Raw genomic sequence first — 20984 nt, forward strand, 5'->3', positions numbered from 1 at the left:
ACCCCTCCCACTCGTCTAGATCTGGCCGACAGGGAGTTTCTTTTCTGCCTGGAAGACTTCCTCCACACGGCCCTGGGCCCAATACCCGGACAACGAAACCTGCGAACGTTCGAGTCCGCGCTGGACAAAGAAGATCTCCCGGAGACCCTTCATGTATCCGCGCTCACCGTGGGCGAAGACATCTACCCGCCCGGGCAGCCACTCGGTGCCACGCAGGGCTTCGAGGAGAAGGTCGCTGGACCCGGCCGGTGTGCCTTTGCGCAACAGCCAATGGATCTCGACTCCCTCCGGGGCTGAGATCGCGAGGGCATCGGCCTCGTTATCCACTTCGAGATAGACATGTCCCCGGGCCTCGGGGGAGAGGGCTTCGACGCAGGCGGCGATGGCGGGAATTGCAGCGTCATCTCCCGCGAAAAGGTACCAGTCGGCGTCGGGGGAGGGGCTGTAGCCGCCGCCAGGTCCGGTGAAGATCAGGGAATCTCCGGGCTTTGCTGCGGCAGCCCAGGGTCCCGCGAGGCCTTCATCGCCATGGACCACGAAGTCGATGGCCAACTCCTGCGCCTCCAGGTCCACCCACCGGATGGTGTAGGTCCGGGTGTGCGGCCATTGTTCGCGCGGCATGGTTTCGCGGATGGTCCAGAGATCAAGCGGCTGCTCGTATTCCACGCCGTCCTGCGGAAAAACGATCTTGACGTACCGGTCCACGTAGTCGTTGTTTGCGTAGTCGCTGAACCCCGGTCCGCCGGCCACGATCCGCACCATGTGCGGCGAAAGCCGTTCGCTCCGCAGGACGGTCAAGTTGACCTGCGGGCGGGTATTGCGTGTGGCGGACGATGTGACAGGAAGAGCGGTCATATAGGCAAGCCTAAGCTAATTGGCTGGGTGCTTGATGGGTATGCGTCGAAGGTTACACACCCTCTCTCACGTTCCCTGGGTTTGAGCGCGACGCTCGGTCAGGTTCCGGTGGGATGTGAGCGAGGGTTGGTCGCTACAGGACCGGGAGTTCCCAGTCCACGGGCTCCGCGCCCTGCTCGACCAGCAGTTCGTTGGTCCGGCTGAACGGCTTGGAGCCAAAGAAGCCCCTTGATGCCGACAACGGGCTGGGGTGCACTGAAACGATCGACGGCGCGTCCCCCAGCAGCGGCGCGACCCCCTCGGCGTCCTTGCCCCACAGGATCGCGACCAGCGGCTTCCGGCGCCCCGCACCATCCGTACGGTTGACGACGGCGGTGACTGCCGCCGTCGTAATGGCCTCCCATCCCTTGCCGCGGTGGGCGCCGGCGTCGCGGGCCTCCACGGTGAGCACACGGTTCAGCAGCAGGACGCCTTGCTCTGTCCACGCGCTGAGGTCTCCGTGGACGCGGGGCGGGAGGCCGAGGTCGTCGTGGAGCTCGCGGTAGATGTTGGCCAGGCTGCGGGGGATGGGGCGGGTTTGGCGGGAGACGGAGAAGGAGAGCCCCACTGCGTGTCCTGGCGTAGGGTAGGGGTCCTGGCCCAGGAGCAGCACCTTGACCTCGGCCAGCGGTTGGCGAAAAGCGCGGAGCACGTCTTCCGAGGCGGGGAGGACGTGTTTTCCGTCCCCGGCCCGACGCGCGACGTACGCCAAGGCATCGCGGAGCTGCCCTTCCACAGGACGCATCGCCTCGGCCCAGTCGGGAGCCATCAGCTCCTCGAGGGGGCGGTCGATCAGCGTGGCGAAGCCAGGATCAGCCTCGCCGGCAGGTTCAAGATCAAAGAGAGCATCCTCGCCAGTCACCCGGCCATTGTCTCCCGCGTGGCGGGGGTGGAGCGAATGACAGCTATGTTATTCGCCCGTAACATAGGGGTAGGACATTTTCCCCCAACAAGCGTCGAAGGAGTGTGCCGTGGCAGAACCAGCACCGGAACCAATGGCGCCGCAGGCTGACGGATTGGCCTTGGAAGACCTCGCGGCCGATACCCGGAGCGACTCGCCGCTGAGTGAGCGGGACCAGCAGATGTTGGCGCTCGAACGGCAGTGGTGGAAGTACGCCGGCGCCAAGGAGCAGGCTATCAGGGAGCTCTTCGATCTCTCCGCCACCCACTACTACCAGATCCTGAACGCGCTGATCGACACCGAGGACGCGTTGGCCCACGATCCCATGCTCGTGAAGAGATTGCGTAGACTACGTACGTCCCGCCAGCGGGCGCGGACAGCGCGGCGCTTGGGGTCGGACGCGTAATTCGCAGGTGCGATCCGTCAGCAGCAACCAGCAAGGACAACGCTTCACCATGACCAAATATGCCAGGGACGAATTCGACCAGGTCCCACAGAACACCTCCCGGCAGGGCGTTCACCGCGACAGCCAGGACGCCGCGCGCCCCACGTTGTGGCCTGTCCTGACCGTCGGAGCCGTGGCTTTGGTACTCGGCCTGGTGGCGTTCCTTATCCTCCCGAACCTTGGGATTGTCGCCCCCAGTGCGTCATCAAGCGTCACGACGCCGGCACCCCAGCAAAGCTCGACGTCGCCTTCGGCTGCACCTTCCGCTTCGAGCAGTGCACCGCCTGCCTCCAACGAACCCAGCACCGAGCCGACGCCGTCGACCACGCCGTCGTCGTCGCCGTCGCCCTCCACCGCCCCGGTGGACAAGAGCGTTCCGGTCGCTGTGTACAACGGAACCGGCACCGCCGGCCTGGCCGGCCGGGTGGCCGGGCTGGTGCAGGGCGGAGGCTGGACCCTGAGCACGGTAGCCAACTGGGGAGGGCTTCCCCAGCAGACCTCCGTCATCTTCTACAACGCTCCCACGCAGAAAGCCAACGCCGAGGCTTTGGGCGCGCTCCTGGGCATCCAGTCGATCGTGGAGACCCCTGATGTGCAGCAACCACTGGTTGTAGTAGCGGGACCCGGCTACCAGTAACCGCGCGGCTCCAGGGCCCAAAAACCCCAACTCGGTTAAGCCTCAATAACAAAACCAGCGCCCTGCCCGTTGGGGGAAGCGCAGGGATAGTGACTGTGGTTACAGTGGATTAATTCCGGTCCGGAGATCCCGGCAACCGGTCTTGGCTACTGCGAAAGTGTGGGCATCATGGCATTGGGAACCGTCAAATGGTTCAACGCCGAAAAGGGCTACGGATTCATCACTGTGGATGACTCCGGTGACGACGTCTTCGTGCATTGGTCGGCTATCCAAATGGATGGCTTCCGCGCCCTCGAAGAGGGCCAGCGTGTTGAATTCGAATTGGGCGAGGGCCAGAAGGGTCCGCAGGCCGAAGGCGTGCGCGTAGCCTGAGGCTTTCACTGCTCGCCGGAACGGCGGTCAGCTCTCGGCTGAAACCCGCTTCGCGGGTGCCAAAAGTGGCGCCTCTGCTTGCACTCTCACCAGTCGAGTGCTAATTATTGATTTAGCACTCCTACGGTTCGACTGCTAATCCGATCCGGCTCTCGCCGGTAACGGAATGATGGTGGAACCGCTGGGGGACCAAGAAACACCTTGGTGGGGTGAGGTCCGGAGCGCGGGGCATACAGAGGCTGCACGCAAAGGACCGTCCGTCGCGGGCATCCCACCTGACAGGTACCTTCTTAACGACTGTCCCGAAAGGACTACCGCCGTTATGGCCAAGATCATTGCATTTGATGAAGAGGCACGCCGCGGCCTCGAGCGGGGCCTGAACACCCTCGCTGACGCCGTCAAGGTCACCCTCGGCCCGCGTGGACGCAACGTCGTCCTCGAAAAGAAGTGGGGCGCTCCCACGATCACCAACGATGGCGTTTCCATCGCCAAGGAGATCGAGCTGGACGACCCTTACGAGAAGATCGGTGCTGAGCTGGTCAAGGAAGTTGCCAAGAAGACGGATGACGTCGCTGGCGACGGTACCACCACTGCAACCGTTCTTGCCCAGGCACTGGTAAAGGAAGGCCTGCGCAACGTTGCCGCCGGCGCCGACCCGCTGTCCCTCAAGCGCGGTATCGAGAAGGCTGTTGAGGCAGTCATCAGCGAACTGCTGACCTCCGCCAAGGAAATCGAAACCAAGGAAGAGATCGCAGCCACGGCTTCCATCTCCGCCGGCGACCCGGAAATCGGCAGCCTGATCGCCGAAGCCCTGGACAAGGTGGGCAAGGAAGGCGTCATCACGGTTGAAGAGTCCAACACCTTCGGTCTGGAACTCGAGCTCACCGAAGGCATGCGCTTCGACAAGGGCTACATCTCCGCTTACTTCGTCACCGACGCAGAGCGCCAGGAAACGGTCCTCGAAGACCCGTACATCCTGATCGTCAACTCCAAGATCTCCAACGTGAAGGAACTCGTCACGGTTCTGGAGAAGGTCATGCAGTCCAACAAGCCGCTGCTGATCATCGCCGAAGACATCGAGGGCGAGGCCCTGGCCACCCTGATCGTCAACAAGATCCGTGGCACCTTCAAGTCCGTTGCCGTCAAGGCTCCGGGCTTCGGTGACCGCCGTAAGGCACAGCTGGCCGACATCGCCATCCTCACCGGTGGCCAGGTCATCTCCGAAGAAGTTGGCCTCAAGCTCGAGAACGCTGGCTTGGACCTCCTCGGCACCGCCCGCAAGGTTGTTGTCACCAAGGACGAGACCACCATTGTTGAAGGTGCCGGCGACGCCGACGCCATCGCAGGCCGCGTCGCGCAGATCCGCGCCGAGATCGAAAACTCCGACTCCGACTACGACCGCGAGAAGCTGCAGGAGCGCCTGGCCAAGCTGGCCGGCGGCGTTGCAGTCATCAAGGCCGGTGCCGCAACCGAAGTTGAGCTCAAGGAACGCAAGCACCGCATTGAGGACGCTGTCCGCAACGCAAAGGCTGCTGTTGAAGAAGGCATCGTTGCCGGTGGTGGCGTTGCCCTCATCCAGGCCGGTGCCAAGGCATTCGCCAACCTGTCCCTTGAGAACGACGAAGCAACCGGCGCCAACATCGTCAAGGTTGCCATCGACGCTCCGCTGAAGCAGATCGCCTTCAACGCCGGCCTCGAGCCCGGCGTAGTGGTCGACAAGGTCCGCGGCCTGCCTTCGGGTCACGGCCTGAACGCTGCCACGGGTGTCTACGAAGACCTTCTGGCTGCCGGCGTGAACGACCCCGTAAAGGTCACCCGCTCGGCTCTCCAGAACGCTGCTTCCATCGCTGGTCTGTTCCTGACCACCGAGGCCGTAGTTGCCGACAAGCCCGAGAAGAACGCTCCGGCTCCCGGCGGCGACGACATGGGCGGCATGGGCGGCTTCTAAGCCACCCGTTCTGCTGCGTCACGCATAGCAATTACGACGGCGGTCCCCACCTTCTGGTGGGGGCCGCCGTCGGCGTTTCGGCGAAGTGCTTGGGTCGCCGAACGAGTACGAATGCGTCCAATTCGTGGGGAAAATTACGGCGATTTCGCATGGTTCCCACGTTCTCGGTGGGCGCGGAGACAGCTTCAGTGTCGGTGCGGTCTGGCAGGATTAACGTATGACGATTATTGCTGCCGCCGATGGGTCCGCCCTCGGTAATCCTGGACCGGCCGGATGGGCCTGGTACGTTGATGAGTCCTGCTGGCGAGCGGGAGGATGGCCGCACGGGACCAACAACCAGGGTGAATTGATGGCTGTCCTGGACCTCTTCCGGTCCACAGCCCACGTGCCGCACGAAGAACTGCTGATCCTCTGCGACAGCCAATACGTCATCAACTGCGTTACCAAGTGGATGTCGGGCTGGAAGCGCAAGGGCTGGCGCAAGGCCGACGGAAAGCCAGTCCTGAACGTTGACATCCTCAAAGACATCGACCAGGCGATCGTGGGGCGTAAGTACACCTTCGAGTGGGTCAAGGGTCACGCGGGCCACGACCTCAACGAAGCTGCGGACGAGCGTGCACGCGCGGTGGCCTTGGCCTACCAGCAGGGCGTAGCCCCACGGACCGGCCCAGGCTTCCCGGGTGCCTTGGAGGGCACTGCCTCCTTGGAGGGCTCTGCCTCCACCGAAAGCGAGGCCTTGCTGGGTACGCCGGCCGCCCAGGCGGCGGTCCGGATCCCCGAGACAGTACCGGCGCCTGTGCGCCCGGACCGGAGCATCCGGCCTCACTTTGAACCCACACTTTTTGGTGAATCGGGCATCTTCGGCCAAGCCGATCTGTTCAGCGAGCTCGGCGATGACACCGCGGCCCCGGAACTCTCGGCGGAGGACACTGTGGTGGCCTTGGAACGCGAACTGTTGCGTCCGGACGTCAGGGCCGACATCGGCAGGATCGGAGTGCTGCTCCACCCGGACTTCGCGGAGATCGGCAGCTCGGGCCGCTACTGGACCCGTGACGCCATGATGATGGCACTCGAGGAAGACCCGGGAGAAGCCACCGAACTCGAACTGCTGAGTGCCGACCGGCTCAGCGAAAACACCATCTTGCTGACGTACCGCAGCCTCAGCCACACGGGTTCAGCACTCAGGAGTTCCGTGTGGTCGCTGGACCGAGGCCAATGGCGGCTCCGGTTCCACCAAGGGACGCTGGAGAAGTAGGGAACGTAGCCCTGAGGCTTTGGAGCGCCAGGTATTAACCTGTAGGGCCGGACACACAGGGGGAAGGCAGCCGGCCCTACAGGAGTTCACAGGAGCTAATACATGAAGCGCTGCGTGTTCCCCTGCTCAACCTCGGAGTAGCTTGTAGCTGCCGAGGACAGAGCCGTGGTGATGGAAGCCAGCGATGCTTCGACCTTGCTTTGCGTGAGCGCCCATTCCACTACCAGGGCTTGAAAGTTCGTGGCCGCAGAACCCTTCCACGTAGCCTGCAGTTCCTCCAAGCCCCGGGTCATGGCGTGAACGTCCGAACTGATGCGGTCCACAGTTCCTTTGACGCTTGCCGACTTGAGCTGGAGCAGCTCGGTATCAACGGAAATGACGCTCATGGGTGTTGCCTTTCGACGAAGATGTGCCGCTGAATGCGGTGATGCGTAACCAGTGCATTCAGCCTAGGCAGCCAGTGTGGCGCCAGAAATGGCTCTTCGTCGGTATGTGGACAAACGGCGCTATGTGGACAAGCAGCGCCCCGCGGGCTTGCCCCACTAAGGGGAGGGCACCTCAGCCGGCTCATCGTGGAACGGCAGCCGAACCACCAAAGTGGCCCCGCCGCCGTCGGTCTCCCTGACCTGAACGGAACCACCGTGGGAACCCACAATCGCTGAAACGATCGCAAGGCCCAGACCGCTGCCACCGGTTTCCCGGGTCCGTGACGTGTCAGCCCGGTAGAAGCGTTCAAAGATCTTGTTGGTTTCCGCCTCCGGAATCCCGGCCCCGTGATCGCGGATCTCGATCACGGAATCCTTGCCGGCCGGGGTATCGCGGACACCCACGGCGAGCTCGATCGGTGATCCTTCAGGCGTGTAGCGCAAGGCATTTCCCACCAGGTTTCCAATGACTTGGCGAAGTTTCGCCTCGTCTCCCTGTACGGGCGCAGCGGAGGGGGAACCGCCGTCGAGACCCGTGAGCGTGATGGTGCGGTCCCCCGATGAGGCCCGGGTATCCACCACGGCGTCGTGCGCCAGGAGCTGAAGGTCTACCGGCTTGAGCTGCAGCGGCCGCTGTTCGTCAAGCCGGGCCAGCAGGAGCAGGTCTTCCACCATGGAACCCATCCGCTTGGCTTCGCTCTCGATCCTCCCCATGGCCATGGCGACGTCTTCTTCGGTGGAAAGGGCGCCATGCCGGTAGAGCTCGGAGAAGCCGCGGATCGTCACCAGGGGAGTGCGGAGTTCGTGGGAGGCGTCAGCGGCGAAGCGGCGCATCCTGCCTTCGGACGCAGCGCGCGCAGCAAAGGAGGCTTCAATGTGGGCGAGCATGGCGTTGAGGGAGCCGCCGAGGCGTCCGACTTCAGTGTGGGGGTTGTCCACTTCCACGCGACGGGACAGATCACCGGCCGCAATGGCCGCTGCGGTCTTTTCCACTTTCGCCAGGGGCCGGAAGGATCGCGCCACCGTCCAGGTGGCGATGAAAAAGGCCAGGACCAGGGTCAGGAGGCCAACGCCCACCACCACCAGAACAGCATGCTCCATGACTTTGTCCACGGGTGTCAGGGGCAGCCCGATGATGACCACGCCGTTTTGCCCGTTGGCAACAACGCCCACGGCGACAACCCGCCAGTTTGTCCCGGCAGTGCCCTTGACCTGGAACGGCGCATTGGCCCGCTGCTTTGCCTCCAGCGGGGTGATGTTGGCGATAGCGGGCCGGTCGCTCTGGCTGCCGCCAAACGGATACGGCGCGAGGTCCGGGACGTACAGCGTCAGTGAATAGTCCGTGGGAACTGCGGTGTCCGCAGGCGCAGCGCTGTTGGGTTCGGTCAGCCTGTCGAAGGACTGGCGGTCCTGGGCCAGGGCGACGGCGGCCTTAAGCTTGTCATCGACTTGGCCCTGCAGATAGCTCTTGACGAGCGTCAGGGTGCCCGCGCCCGTTGCCGCCAGGGCAAGCAGGAGCAGGCACATGATGATGGCAACCAGCTGCGACCGCAGTGATGCCGACTTCCAGCGTTGCAGCAAGGTCAGCGCTTCTCTGCCGTCCGCAGCACGTAGCCCACGCCGCGCTTGGTCTGGATGAGGGCTGCGGCATCGGGGTCGATGTCCACCTTGCGTCGGAGATAGGAAATGTAGGACTCCACGATCGAGGCATCGCCGTTGAAGTCGTACTCCCACACGTGGTCCAGGATCTGGGCTTTGGACAACACACGGTTGGGGTTGAGCATGAGGTAACGGAGGAGCTTGAACTCCGTGGGGGAGAGTTCGATGACCGTGCCGGCACGGCGTACTTCGTGTGCGTCGTCGTCGAGTTCGAGGTCGTCAACGCGGATTACCGCGTCGTCGTCCTCAAGTGGCTGGGTGCGTCGAAGAACGGCCCGGATGCGTGCCACTACTTCGTCCAGGCTGAAAGGCTTGGTGACGTAGTCATCGCCGCCCACGGTGAGGCCCGTGACCTTGTCCTCGGTATCGTCCTTGGCGGTCAGGAAGAGGACGGGGAAATGCTTGCCGGCCGCACGGAGGCGTCGCGTGACGGTGAAACCGTCCATGTCGGGAAGCATGACGTCCAGGACGGCCAGGTCCGGAGCATGAAGGTCGGCTGCTGCGAGGGCTTCGCGACCGTTGGCTGCGGCCACCACCTCGAAACCGGCGAAACGCAGCGACGTGGACAGAAGCTCGCGGATGTTGGGTTCGTCGTCAACCACGAGGAGCTTGGCTTCAGGACCGTTCTTTTTCATGACACCCATAGTGCTCCCAGAAACTGTGAGTTATCTGGATGCTGCATGTGAGGCTACTGCGTGCCGCCGCTACGCCGGATCTGCTCAAGCCCCAAGGACCAGACCCAGGCCCAAAGCCACCATGGTGACGGCAATGCCACCCTCCAAAAACCGCCAGGACAAGGGGCGGGCGAAGAACCCGCGGAGGAAGCGGGCGCCGAACCCCAATGAACAGAACCACAGGATGCTGCCCACCATGGCCCCCGCTCCGAACCACCACTGCAGGGGACTGCCTTGGGCGCTGGCCAGGGAACCGAGGAGCGCGATGTCCAGGTAGACGTGCGGGTTGAGCCAAGTGAGGGCCAGCACGGTTGTGACCGCTGCGGCGGCGCCACCTTTGCCGCGGCGACCCCCTTCACCTTCTCCGGCCATCAGGGACTGCGGGCGCATGGCGCGCCGGGCTGCCATGAGGCCATAGGTCACCAAAAACGCGGCGCCCACATAGCGGAGGACGACGACGGCGGCAGGGGCTGCCGTAATGAGGGCACCGCTGCCAAGGACTCCGGCAGCGATGAGGACGGCGTCGGAGAGTGCGCACACCGCGACAATGGGCACAATATGTTCGCCGCGGATGCCCTGACGGAGGACGAACGCGTTCTGGGCGCCGATGGCAACGATGAGGGCCAAGCCTGTAGCCAGGCCCAGGCCTGCTGAATGGAGGAAATCAAGGGAAGTCACTCTTCGACGTTACGGAGCCCTGCGGCCTTAGACCAGCTAAAGATTCTCACGCCCCGTAAGCTAAGCTAATGGCCCAGTTCTCCTCCGAGCAGTTGCAGACGTTCGCCACCGTCCTCTCCGAGGGCACGCTTGAGGCCGCCGCGCGCTTGCTGCACATCACGCCGTCGGCTGTGTCCCAACGGCTCAAAGCGCTGGAACAATCCACGGGCCGAGTACTTCTGCAACGGAGCAACCCGGCCTTGGCGACGGAAGCCGGGGAAGTGGTGCTCCGACTGGCCCGGCAGGTGGCCCAACTCGAGGCCGATGCCGGAAAGGAATTGGGCTTGGACGGGGACAGGCCCAGGCTGGCCGTGCCGATCGTGGTCAACGCCGACTCCTTGGCTGTGTGGTTCCTCAAGGCCCTGGCGAGGGTTCCCGGCAACCTCAACGTGACGTTCGATCTCCACCGCGACGACGAACAACACTCCACGTCCCTGCTGCGGTCCGGAACCGTCATGGCGGCCGTCACGGCAACTCCGGACCCTGTCCAGGGTTGCCGGGTGGAAAGCCTTGGCACCATGCGGTATCTTCCAGTGGCAGCACCACACTTTGTGGACCGTTGGTTCCCTGACTTCCCCGAAGGGCTCGATGGCGCGGCGCTCAACACTGCTCCTACCGTGGACTTCGACCGCAAAGACACCTATCAATGGGCGTTCGTGCGCTCCCGCCTCCAAGCCGAGGGGAAACCCCTCCCGGAGAGGAAAGGCCCGCGCCACTATGTGCCGGCGTCGCAGGACTTTGGCGACGCCATCCGGCTGGGACTTGGCTGGGGCCTCATCCCGGAAGTTCAGTGTGGTCCGGACATCGCAGACGGACGACTTATCGAGTTGGCCCCCGAGCAGCCTTTCGACGTGCCGCTCTATTGGCAGCGCTGGCGTACAGCATCGTCGGTGCTGGACACGCTCAGTGAGACCGTCCGCGAGGTGTCCGCGCAGTATCTGAGGACACCGTGACGAGCTGAAATCCGAACACGCCCACCGATGCTTCCAAAAATGTCAGTGCCCGGTTCCACACTTAAACCATGGCAAACACAGCAGCTCCCGTCAGCATGTACCAGCACCAGAACTCCGAGGTCGAGTTCCATGTCACCTATCTGGACACGGACACAGGCCGGGTTCGCCGCGAAGACTTCCACGACCTCGCATCGGCCGAACGGTTCGCCAGCGCCCAGCTCCGCGACGCCGACGCCTGGGCGGTGGTGGACCAGGTGAACTCCACGTCCACGGATCGGATGGTTGCCTGATTCCAGGCCTATTCCGGTCGATTCCCCGCGTGGCCGCCGTGAACGAACGGGGATGACACGCCTTCGTATTTGAGCATCATCATCATGCCCTCGGCTGCATGATCGAGGTTGTGGCAATGATCCATCCAGATGCCCGGGTTGTCGGCGTGGAGCAGCACTTCCCAGACTTCGCCGGGCAGCACCTCCACGGTGTCAAGGACCAACGGTGACCCGTGCGGGGCCACGCCGTTCCTGCTGAGAACTTGAACGTGGTGGCCATGTGGATGCATGGGATGGGGCTCTGCGGTCCGGTTCACCACTGTCACTTTCACCGTATCGCCCTCCGCCACCTCGATGGACGGAACCAGCGGGTAGGCGGCCCCGTTCACGGTGAATGCGTAGCGGGGCACTCCATCCACAAAACGGAACTGCCGGTCCAGCACCACTACCTCTTCCCTCGTGACAGGCATCGTGGCCGGCAGGCTTTCCCCTGAGGGCGCCTTGCCCATGGACCCAGCGGACGTTGGTTTGCCGTAGTCCAGCACGTCCAGCACAGGCATGGAGGCAAAGACGCCGGAGCTTGCCTTGCCGCCGATCCCCGGGGCGGATCCTGGCGGCGCGATGACCACCACGGCATCGGCGGCGGCGTCCGAGCGCAGGGTCACGGGGGAATCCGGCATGGTGAACGCGAGGTCCATCCGCCCGCCGGCTCCCAGCCGCACGAGCTTTCCCAGGACGTCCTGAGGTTCGTTGACGTCCGTGCCGTCCACGGCCACAGCTTTGAACGAGGTACCTTCCAGCAAGTAGCGCTGCGGCAGAGAGTCGGTGTTGACCAGCCGCACCCGCACGCTGCTGCCTGGGGCGGCCTGGTACCCACTGCTGCGGTCTGAGGAGCCCAGCAACCCCAGACCGCCGAGGTCGTGCCCCGCCACAACAAGGTCCGTGCCTGCACGGACTTCAGCTGGATGGTGCACGACGAATGCGCCGTAGAGGCCCTTGCGGACCCCCTCGGCCGAATCCTGATGCGTGTGGTACCAGTAAGTACCAGTTTGCGCCGCCGTGAAGCGATACGTCACGGACTGCCCCGGCATCACAGCGTCCTGCGTGGCCCCGGCGACTCCGTCCATGGCGTTGGGAACGTCGTATCCATGCCAATGCAGCGTCACGCCGGCGGCCACGTCCCGGTTCTTGAGGACCACCTCCACTACTTCGCCCAGCGTTGCTTCGATCGTTGGCCCGGGAAGGCTCCCGAAGGTCCACGCTTCCGTGGTCCGGCCGGACGGCAACGTTACTTGTTCAACGCGGGCGGTCAGTTCATAGTGCCGGACCACAGCGTCCGCGGGGATGCTTCCCACCAGGCTGGTCACCGGCGTCGTGTCCGTCACCGTGCCGTTGCCGTTGGCGTGGTGACGTCCGACGGCGGCCGCGATCACCGCGCCGTTTCCGGAGCGGCTCCCAAGCCAGGCGAAAATTCCGGAGCCCACTACCGTGCACACCATCAGCGCGGCCACGGCAGCAGCCGGGCGCCTGGCGCGGGGGCGGCCGGAAGCTCCAGGCTGTGCCAGGACGACCCCCGCAATCACAACCGTTCCGGCCACCATGAACAGAAGCACCGCGACGCTCCACGGCGCAGGGAACGGACCCAGGAGCAGCGCCAATGCCAGTGAGGCCGCGGCTGCCGCAGCTGCGGCCACCAGAGACATCACCGCCGCCCGTCGGGTTCGGCCAAGAGGCCATGGGGAGGCCCAGGAAAGTTTGGCGCCGGTGTTCCGCCTCCTCAGCAAGAACGGAACACCGGCCATCGCGGCCCAAGCCGCGGGGATGGCGGTCAGAGGCAGGTTGATGGTGATGCGTTCGCTGGCAAACCACCAACTGCCGGCCACCAAAGCGGGAAGCAGGGCATAGCGTGTCGCCGTCATGGCGACGGCGGCACCCACCAACAACAACGCCAGATCGGTTCCGCGGCGCGGTCCTGGTTTGCGGTCAGTGCTCGAAATTACGGTCATCCATGCGGCAGCGATCCACGCTGCTGCCGCCAGGACGGACAACACCAAATCCAGCGCAAGCAGCTGCGAGGTATTCACAGCTGCCCGGGTTCAGGCTGTCCTGGGCGTGGCAGAAGCATCCGAAGCCTTGGGCGGTAGCGGCTGGGGATTGAGGGCCGCGGCGCGGGCACGGGTAAAGAGCCAATAGGACATGAAGATGATCAACAGCCCGGTCAGGGGGTGGATGGAAGCTACCCATGAACCAGAAGGCGTGATGAAGTCTTCCGAAGAGCCGGTGAGCATGCCGCCAATGATGAAGATGAACAACTGGACCCAGGAGAGCAGGAAAATTCCGGCGGCCAGCCAGATCGTCCGGGCGCCCATCCTGGCAATGGCGGCCACAATGGCGGCGAGCAGTGCCGAATAGCGCAGGACATACTGGCCGTTCATCACGTGGAAGACGCCCGCTTCACGCTGGGCTTCAATGGTGTTCTGGAAGTGGAAATATCCTGCGAAAAACAGCTGTGCGAGTGCTGACAACAGGACGATTGCGGAAATAACCAAGAGGGCTTTGCGCATGGGGAATCCTCTGGGAAATAATCTCGGATTCTTCTAGGCCTGTGAACCGTCGGCGCCCTGGCTGCGGGCTTCCCCCACTGCCGGCGGCTGGCCGCCGGACTGCCTGGACCAGGGGCAGCCGCATCGGGCGGAGAGCTTCACTAGGAATCGTAAATTCGTTGGAGGGCAATAGCAAGGGTCCGCAGGTGTATTCCCCCGGCCAATCTACTGCTCCTGTCCCACGTCCTTGCCGATGTCCTTGGCATCCATGATGCGGTAGGCGTAACCCTGTTCGGCCAGGAACCGTTGGCGCTTGGCGGCAAAGTCCTGGTCCAGGGTGTCCCTGGCGACCAGGGAGTAGAACCTGGCCGCGCGGCCGTCCTGCTTTGGCCGGAGCAGACGCCCCAGCCGCTGGGCCTCTTCCTGGCGTGAGCCGAAGGAACCTGACACCTGGATGGCTACGGATGCTTCGGGAAGGTCGATGGAAAAGTTGGCCACCTTGGACACCACCAGTGTCTGGATCTCGCCCTTGCGGAACGCGTTAAAGAGCTTCTGCCGGGCCTTGACGCTGGTTTCGCCCTTGATGAGGGGTGCGTCCAAGCGCTCTGCAATTTCGTCCAGCTGGTCAATGTACTGTCCGATCACCAGCAATTGCTCGCCTTTGTGGACGGCAACCAGCTCCTCCACCAGCTTGGTCTTGGTCTCGGACGTTGCGCAAAGGCGGTACTTGTCTGCGTCATCGGCCATCGCGTACGCCACGCGTTCGTCCCGGGGCAGGTCCACGCGGACTTCGACGCAGTCCGCGGGCGCGATGTAGCCCTGGGCCTCGATGTCCTTCCAGGGAGCGTCGTAGCGCTTGGGTCCAATGAGGCTGAAGACCTCGCCCTCCCGGCCGTCCTCACGGACAAGCGTTGCGGTGAGGCCAAGCCTGCGCCGGGCCTGCAGATCCGCTGTCATGCGGAAGATCGGGGCAGGCAACAGATGGACTTCGTCGTAGATGATAAGTCCCCAGTCGTGCCCGTCCACGAGTTCCAAGTGCGGATACAGGCCGCCACGCTTGGTTGTCAGGACTTGGTAGGTGGCGATGGTGACCGGGCGGACTTCCTTGACGGAACCGGAGTACTCGCCGATTTCATCCTCCGTCAGGGAGGTCCTCTTGAGGAGCTCGTCCTTCCACTGCCGCGCGGAAACAGTGTTGGTCACCAGGATCAGGGTGGTGGTGGAGGACGTCGCCATTGCCGCCGCCCCCACCAAGGTCTTTCCGGCACCGCAAGGAAGTACGACGACGCCGCTCCCGCCGGCCCAGAAATTCTCCGTAGCCAGCTTCTGGTACGGCCGCAATTGCCAGCCGCTTTCGTCGAGCATGATCAGGTGCGGTTGCCCGTCGACGTACCCGGCCAGGTCTTCTGCGGGCCACCCGAGCTTCAGGAGCAGCTGTTTCAGTTGCCCCCGCTGCGAGGAATGCACCACTACGGTTTCGCCGTCAATCCGTGGCCCGAGCAGGGGAGCAATCTTCTTGGCGCGGATGACCTCTTCCAGCACGGGGTAGTCATCGGTGCGCATCACCAAGCCGTGCTGCGGGTCCTTCTCCAACCGCAGCCGGCCATAGCGGGACATGGTCTCTTCGATGTCGATCAGCAGCGCGTGCGGCACCGGGAACCGTGAGTACTTCAGCAGGGTGTCCAGCACTTGCTCGGCGTCCAGCCCCGCGGCGCGGGCATTCCACAAGCCCAACGGCGTGAGCCGGTAGCTGTGCATGTGTTCCGGGGCGCGTTCCAGTTCGGCGAAAGCGGCAATGGCGTGCCGGGCTTCGGTGGCGAGCTCGTGGTCGACTTCCAGCAGTATGGTCTTGTCACTTTGTACGATCAGCGGACCGTCGTTCACAGCCTGATCCTCACGTTCACAGTTGAATCCTCACTCGGGCACCATCAGGGTGCGGTTTAGCGGACAACGCTGTTGTCATGAACGCAGTTCCCCTGCGGGTTCCACATCGATGATCCGGTGGATGGACAACACCCGTTCAGTGTCCTTTGCGGGATCGAACACCCGCACGCGTCCACCGGAGACGGATACTGGAACAACCGTTTCGGTGTTGGCATTCCCCAGGCTGTCCACCACGTTCATCGTGACTGCCTGCTTGAGCCGGATGGCCGTCTGCAGAATCTCCAGGCCCAGTTGCGTGGATGCTTCGCCCGTCGCCTCGGCCGGGACGGCACGATGCTGCCGAAGAACCACAAGCTGTGCCTCGACGTCGTCGTCCGGCGGAGCCGTCCGGGGCGCCGTGTAAACGGGGCGCGCGCTCCCCGGCACCGCTGTGGTCCGCTTGAAACGCACGACGGCGGGCTCGGCGTCCTGCACGGCGGGTGAGAGTCCCAGCTCGCGCAGGACACGGGCCGTTTCCCGTGGGCTGGCCGAGGACGTGAGCACGGTAGGGGCAATCCGCACCAAGCTCAGGGCGGAGGTCCGGGCTTCCTCCAGGAGCTCGGAAATGGCAGATTCGTCGTCGCTTTGGATGAAGCTGGCGCTCGTCCCCACACGTATCCGGCCGTGCCGGGACGCAGTGTCCTGGATGAGGTACGCCAGGGGTTGGGGCACGTCCGTCGCCGAGTGCTCACGGAGGAAGGCCAGCAGCGATTCCGCATCCTGTCCGGCGTCGAGGGCCCTGCGGATGGTGGTGGCGGAGAACCGGTAGATCGACGCCGGACCCTGCCCCTCAGCGTCGGCCATCAGCTGCAGCGTCCCGCCCAGCTCCGGCGCGAGGTAGCCCGGGGCGACGGCTGTCAGGTCAGCCTGCAGCAGGATATGGTTCACAGCGGCCGGGAGGTGCTCGCCAAGGATGGTCATGGCCGTTTCCGGCTGGGAAGCGGCGATGGCGGAGCCCAGCTGGGTCAGTGCACCGGAACCCATCAGACCCAGCAATGCGGCCTCTTCGAGAATGCCGCGCACCAGGGAACTGAAGCGCCGCGACATCCTCGGCTGGGCCCATTCAGCCCGCTGCAGGACTGCCCTCGCATCCAGTACCGGGGCCTTGCCGTCCGGAGCTGCCGCCTCGACTGTCAGCTCGTTAAGAATTTCAAGGACCCTCCGCCGGACCACCGGGGCATCGGGCCGCTGGGCCTCGGCGGACAAGGCGTTGATGGTGGTGCCGGCCGCGCCATGATGGGCAGCAGAAGACGACGGACCAGTCAGCGGCTGCCCCACCAACGACGGGGCGCGCTCGCTGGCCAACCAGGCATTGACCAGCCACAGCCACTGCTCCTGGCGCGGCAAGGTGAGCCATTCCAGGGATGGCGGCTGGATCCAGGTGGAACTGTCCACATCGAGCCGCAGGAGACCGGACAAAGCACAAAGCTCCAGCAGGACCGCGGTCTCGTGCACTCCCAGGCGGATCGACTCAGCAAGGCGCCTCAGCTCCCTCACGCCGACCCCGCCGCTCCTGAGCGTGGACAGGGGCTGCTCGCGAACCGCGAACAGCAGCTCATTGGTCAGGCGCAACGTTTCGGCGATGGCGCCCATGGCGGCATTGCGGCGCAGCGCCGCGCTGGTGTGGCCCAGTTCCGGTACGGGCGGCGCCAAAGTGAAATCGTCAATGATCGCACCGCCTCGCAATGCAAGGCCGACGCTGTGGGGCAGCTCCACGTGGCCAGCATCCAGCGGAACCAACAGCCCGCGCGCCAACAGCCAGTCGATAGGCCCGACGTCGTGGCTTTCGTGGCTCACGGACGCCCGCCGTTGGGCCTGGGGTACTGCGCCCATGGCCCAGCTGCCGAACTTGTCCAGCAGGCCAACCGTCCGCTCCGGAGCGGTGGAAAGGATGGCGCGGAGGTTCTCCGGAGTGGAGGTCCAGCGTTGGAGTGCCAGTGCGGCATCCATGGGCGTGCTGGCCGGGTGGATTCCGGCGCCGCTTTGGTGCAGCTCGGCCACCAGGTGGACTACCCGCTGGGCGAATGCCGGCTGCGTGCGGACAAGTTCCGTGTAGCTCCTGCCCAGCCCAGCCGGGTAGATACCGATCACGTCCTTGAGGCTGCCCACCGGGAGATAGAAGCGTTGTCGCGATGTGGCTGGCGGCGAGCCCTGGGGCGGGTCTGCCCGGTGGATCAGGGCCAGCTCCTGCAGCTTGGCGAGGATCGGGTCCAGGGCCGAAAGAGTGGATCCGGCAATGACCTTCTTCAAACCGGCCGCCGAGATGCTGTGCCCGGTGTCTGCATTCGTGCACAGGTGAAGGGTTTCGAGAACCTGCATTTCCGGCTTGTTCAGTCGTTCCAGCGCCCGCTGGACGCTGACCCGGGCGCTTGCCCGTGCAGCCAACGCGGCGAAGTCCGGCGCCATGGGGGAGATGAGGTCCGGTCGCGCGGCAAACAAAGCCCGCAGCGAGTTGTCGCTGCGCGCTTCCAGTTCCTTGCTGAGCGCGCGAATAAGGGACATCAATCCAACGTTACCGCCCCCGGGCCGCTCCTGCCCGTCCCCGGCAGGATGGTGCTACTGCCGGCGGCGTTGACGGACGGCGTCGAGCACCAGGACCACCGCGAGCATGAAAGCCACGGGCAAGCCGTAGAGGGCAGTGGACGTAACCCAGACGGGCGCGGCGCCGCCGTTGTAGGCCACCGCGATGACTGCGGCCACAGCGGCCAGGGAAAGGACGGTGATGGCAGCAGCGACCATCATGAGGGGGCGGCGGTAACCCGGGGAAGTCATGGCATCAACGCTAGCAGCAGCCTGACGGGAGTGGACGGGTCACGCACATGACGCAGTACGTTGCCGGTGCAGGGCGGGACAAAGCGGGAATAGGGGGTCCGGCAGGATAACCTTGAAGGAACAGACCAACACGGACCGGGTTGTCACCCTCGATCCCGCAGCTATCTGCGGATGCGGTAGCGGCCCGGCGTGTCTCCCACGCAAGAACGAAGAAGGTTGATTACGTGCCTACCGGCAAGGTCAAGTGGTATGACAAGGAAAAGGGCTTCGGCTTCCTCGCGGCTGAAGACGGCCAGGAAGTCTTCCTGCCCAAGACGTCCCTGCCCGCGGGTGTAACCGAGCTGAAGGCCGGTACCCGGGTGGAGTTCGGCGTGGCGGATGGTCGCCGCGGTGCACAGGCACTGGGCCTTCGCGTGCTGGAAAAGACCCCGTCCATCGCCAAGGCCAAGCGCATGAACGCCAAGGACCTTGCCCCAATGGTGCAGGACCTCGTCACTGTCCTGGACAACCTGTCCGGTTCCTTGTCTTCGGGCAAGTACCCCGATGGCAACAAGGCCAAGGCCATCAGCATGGCGCTGCGCAAGGTTGCCGACGAGCTGGAAGCCTAGGACAGCCATGACCTCGGAATCCGCACAGGAAACTACGCCGGCCACGGATGCCCTGGGTAACACCGGGGCTGGTCCTCGTGGTGCCCGCACTCCTGCCACCGGCGAAGCTTCCTCGCGGAAGCCTGCGGCCGCCAAGCCACCTGCCGGAGTGCCCGTGTGGCGCACGGGCAAGCCGGATGCTTTCCTGGCTGCCGCCGTCGATACTGCCCGCAAGGCAGTGGAGGGCATCGCCAAGCCGGGGGAGGTCGGGGAGCATCTGGGCGCCAAATCGGAAGGCGACCGGGTAGTCACCCACCTGTTCGAATCCAAGCTTGCAGGCTACGGCGGCTGGCAGTGGTACGCCGTGGTGACCCGTAACTCGCGCTCCAAGATCGTCACGGTCAGTGAGCTCGGCCTGCTGCCGTCCGAGGATTCCATCCTGGCACCGGAATGGGTGCCGTGGGCTAAACGCGTCCGTCCCGAGGACGAGACTCCGTTGGTGGAGGAAACCGAGGGCGACGTTTCGGAGGAGTCTGTGCAGGCTGCCGAAGATGAGGCCATCGGCCCCTCCGAAAACGAGGACGAGGACGAAGCGGAAGTCGCGGGGGCAGAGGACACCACCGGGGACCAGGACGAAGCCGGGGCTGAATAAGCACGGCGGAAACACTTCGCCGCCGCCGGAAGTTTCGGCGTCGAAAGCGGCTTGGCCGCGCCGGCATTAAACGATCGCGCCGGCATTAAACGAGGGAGCCGCCCGGGAGCAACCCGGGCGGCTCCGTCCAACTCTGCGGGTTACTTCTTCAGTTCACCCACGACGTAGTCGATGCTCGCCAGGAGGGCCGACACATCGTCCGGCTCGATGGCCACAAACGTGGCGATGCGCAGCTGGTTGCGGCCGAGCTTGCGGTAGGGCTCGGTGTCCACCACGCCGTTGGCCCGCAGGACCTTGGCGATGGTGGCGGCGTCGATCGAGTCGTCGAAGTCGATGGTCGCAATGACGTTGGAACGGTCCTCAGCCTTGGCGACGAACGGCGTGGCGTACTCGGATGCTTCGGCCCAGGAGTAGATGCGGCTGGCTGAATCGGCCGTGCGCTTGCTGGCGAAGTCCAAACCACCGTTGCTGTTCAGCCACTGCACCTGCGCGTCCAGGGTCACCAGCGTGGACAGGGACGGGGTGTTGTACGTCTGGTTCAGCTTGGAGTTGTCGATGGCGGTCTGCAGGTTCAGGAAGTCCGGGATCCAGCGGTCGCTCGCGTTGATGCGGGCGGCGCGCTCCAGCGCGGCGGGGGAAAACAGGCCAAGCCACAGCCCGCCGTCGGACGCGAAGTTCTTCTGCGGAGCGAAGTAGTAAACGTCCGCCTCCGCTACATCCACATCCAGGCCGCCGGCGGCGGAGGTCGCGTCCACCAGGACGAGCGAACCGTCATCGGCGCCCGCGACGCGCTTTACGGGAGCGGCGACGCCGGTGGAGGTTTCGTTTTGCGGCCAGGCGTAGGTGTCCACGCCTGCCTCAGCCTGCGCCACGGGGCGCGTGCCCGGTTCTGCCTTGATGACGGACGATGCGTCCAGGAAAGGGGCCTTGTTGGTGGCGGCAGCAAACTTGGAACCGAACTCGCCGAAGGAGAGGTGCTGGGCCTTCTTCTCCACCAGGCCGAATGCTGCGACATCCCAGAATGCGGTGGAACCGCCAACGCCGAGCACCACTTCGTAGCCCTCGGGAGCGCGGAAGAACTGGCTCAGGCCCTCGCGCACGGAACCCACCAGGTTCTTGACCGGGGCTTGGCGGTGGGAGGTGCCAAGGATGGTCTTGGAAGCAGCAGACAAGGCCTCGACTTGCTCCGGGCGGACCTTGGACGGCCCGGCGCCGAAGCGGCCGTCCTTGGGCAGCAGATCGGCGGGAATGGTGATGCTGTTGTCGCTCACGGTGGCTCCAATGTGTATCGGTCAAAGATGGGAGGTGGCAGGTGGCATCAACTGCCCCTTCGACTCCCCAATTCTGCCTGACGAGGC

21 protein-coding genes are annotated in these 20984 nt (G+C 64.4%); 9 read left to right on the plus strand and 12 right to left on the minus strand.

Annotation, left to right across the window (positions count from 1 at the left end):
* Positions 1-15: 15 nt before the first annotated feature.
* Entirely contained in the window at positions 16-855 is an 840-nt protein-coding gene (locus PQ627_RS17110; protein WP_144662724.1) for a siderophore-interacting protein, read from the minus strand.
* Positions 856-988: 133 nt separating this feature from the next.
* The gene (locus PQ627_RS17115; RefSeq protein ID WP_274262656.1) at positions 989-1756 is read right to left on the minus strand and encodes a uracil-DNA glycosylase; all 768 of its coding nucleotides are present in this window, start codon (positions 1754-1756) and stop codon (positions 989-991) included.
* Positions 1757-1865: 109 nt separating this feature from the next.
* Here PQ627_RS17115 and PQ627_RS17120 point away from each other — a divergent pair, with 109 nt between their 5' ends.
* The 5 genes from PQ627_RS17120 (at position 1866) to PQ627_RS17140 (ending at position 6452) form a co-directional block, all read left to right on the plus strand.
* The gene (locus PQ627_RS17120; protein ID WP_144662710.1) at positions 1866-2201 is read left to right on the plus strand and encodes a DUF3263 domain-containing protein; all 336 of its coding nucleotides are present in this window, start codon (positions 1866-1868) and stop codon (positions 2199-2201) included.
* Positions 2202-2250: 49 nt separating this feature from the next.
* Positions 2251-2877: a LytR C-terminal domain-containing protein gene (locus PQ627_RS17125; protein WP_274262657.1), complete on the plus strand. Its 627-nt coding sequence runs from the start codon at positions 2251-2253 to the stop codon at positions 2875-2877.
* A gap of 168 nt (positions 2878-3045) precedes the next feature.
* Positions 3046-3249: a cold-shock protein gene (locus PQ627_RS17130; protein WP_144662708.1), complete on the plus strand. Its 204-nt coding sequence runs from the start codon at positions 3046-3048 to the stop codon at positions 3247-3249.
* Between the two features lie 322 nt (positions 3250-3571).
* Positions 3572-5197, plus strand: coding sequence for a chaperonin GroEL (gene groL / locus PQ627_RS17135; RefSeq protein ID WP_144662707.1), 1626 nt, complete (start codon positions 3572-3574; stop codon positions 5195-5197).
* Between the two features lie 217 nt (positions 5198-5414).
* On the plus strand, positions 5415-6452 hold the full coding sequence (locus PQ627_RS17140) for a ribonuclease HI family protein (RefSeq protein ID WP_274262658.1): 1038 nt from the start codon (positions 5415-5417) through the stop codon (positions 6450-6452).
* A gap of 95 nt (positions 6453-6547) precedes the next feature.
* Here PQ627_RS17140 and PQ627_RS17145 read toward each other — a convergent pair whose 3' ends face one another.
* The 4 genes from PQ627_RS17145 to PQ627_RS17160 all read right to left on the minus strand — a co-directional run bounded on the left by PQ627_RS17145 (position 6548) and on the right by PQ627_RS17160 (position 9888).
* Positions 6548-6838, minus strand: coding sequence for a WXG100 family type VII secretion target (locus PQ627_RS17145; RefSeq protein WP_144662705.1), 291 nt, complete (start codon positions 6836-6838; stop codon positions 6548-6550).
* A gap of 156 nt (positions 6839-6994) precedes the next feature.
* A complete protein-coding gene (locus PQ627_RS17150; protein WP_274262659.1) occupies positions 6995-8458 on the minus strand; it encodes a sensor histidine kinase in 1464 nt (487 codons plus the stop codon).
* Between the two features lie 2 nt (positions 8459-8460).
* Positions 8461-9171: a response regulator transcription factor gene (locus PQ627_RS17155; RefSeq protein WP_144662703.1), complete on the minus strand. Its 711-nt coding sequence runs from the start codon at positions 9169-9171 to the stop codon at positions 8461-8463.
* 84 nt (positions 9172-9255) lie between these two features.
* Positions 9256-9888: a LysE/ArgO family amino acid transporter gene (locus tag PQ627_RS17160; RefSeq protein ID WP_274262660.1), complete on the minus strand. Its 633-nt coding sequence runs from the start codon at positions 9886-9888 to the stop codon at positions 9256-9258.
* A 68-nt stretch (positions 9889-9956) separates the two neighbouring features.
* On the opposite strand from PQ627_RS17160, the gene PQ627_RS17165 reads away from it, so the two are divergent.
* Positions 9957-10880: a LysR family transcriptional regulator ArgP gene (locus PQ627_RS17165; RefSeq protein ID WP_274262661.1), complete on the plus strand. Its 924-nt coding sequence runs from the start codon at positions 9957-9959 to the stop codon at positions 10878-10880.
* A gap of 68 nt (positions 10881-10948) precedes the next feature.
* A complete protein-coding gene (locus tag PQ627_RS17170) occupies positions 10949-11170 on the plus strand; it encodes a hypothetical protein (protein WP_274262662.1) in 222 nt (73 codons plus the stop codon).
* Between the two features lie 8 nt (positions 11171-11178).
* Here the strand turns inward: PQ627_RS17170 and PQ627_RS17175 are convergent, their stop codons facing one another.
* From PQ627_RS17175 to PQ627_RS17195, 5 genes are all read right to left on the minus strand, one after another.
* Positions 11179-13233, minus strand: a complete 2055-nt coding sequence (locus PQ627_RS17175) for a multicopper oxidase family protein (protein ID WP_274262663.1) — start codon at positions 13231-13233, stop codon at positions 11179-11181.
* A 12-nt stretch (positions 13234-13245) separates the two neighbouring features.
* Positions 13246-13713, minus strand: coding sequence for a hypothetical protein (locus PQ627_RS17180; RefSeq protein ID WP_144662698.1), 468 nt, complete (start codon positions 13711-13713; stop codon positions 13246-13248).
* 204 nt (positions 13714-13917) lie between these two features.
* Positions 13918-15576 (minus strand): DNA repair helicase XPB, encoded by a 1659-nt coding sequence (locus PQ627_RS17185; RefSeq protein WP_274262664.1) that lies wholly within the window; start codon positions 15574-15576, stop codon positions 13918-13920.
* 75 nt (positions 15577-15651) lie between these two features.
* Entirely contained in the window at positions 15652-18117 is a 2466-nt protein-coding gene (locus PQ627_RS17190) for a helicase-associated domain-containing protein (protein ID WP_274262665.1), read from the minus strand.
* Positions 18118-18171: 54 nt separating this feature from the next.
* Positions 18172-18387, minus strand: a complete 216-nt coding sequence (locus tag PQ627_RS17195; protein WP_144662695.1) for a hypothetical protein — start codon at positions 18385-18387, stop codon at positions 18172-18174.
* Positions 18388-18611: 224 nt separating this feature from the next.
* On the opposite strand from PQ627_RS17195, the gene PQ627_RS17200 reads away from it, so the two are divergent.
* Both PQ627_RS17200 and PQ627_RS17205 read left to right on the plus strand, forming a co-directional pair.
* The gene (locus tag PQ627_RS17200; RefSeq protein WP_090820714.1) at positions 18612-18995 is read left to right on the plus strand and encodes a cold-shock protein; all 384 of its coding nucleotides are present in this window, start codon (positions 18612-18614) and stop codon (positions 18993-18995) included.
* A 7-nt stretch (positions 18996-19002) separates the two neighbouring features.
* Entirely contained in the window at positions 19003-19626 is a 624-nt protein-coding gene (locus PQ627_RS17205; protein WP_274262666.1) for a DUF3027 domain-containing protein, read from the plus strand.
* Positions 19627-19766: 140 nt separating this feature from the next.
* On the opposite strand, the gene serC is transcribed toward PQ627_RS17205, so the two are convergent.
* Positions 19767-20897 carry a phosphoserine transaminase gene (gene serC, locus PQ627_RS17210; protein WP_274262667.1) on the minus strand — a complete coding sequence of 377 codons (1131 nt, stop codon included), beginning with the start codon at positions 20895-20897 and terminating at the stop codon, positions 19767-19769.
* Between the last annotated feature and the right edge of the window lie 87 nt (positions 20898-20984).

The sequence above is a fragment of the Paenarthrobacter sp. AB444 genome (assembly GCF_028736865.1).
GTDB classification, from domain to species: domain Bacteria; phylum Actinomycetota; class Actinomycetes; order Actinomycetales; family Micrococcaceae; genus Arthrobacter; species Arthrobacter nicotinovorans_B.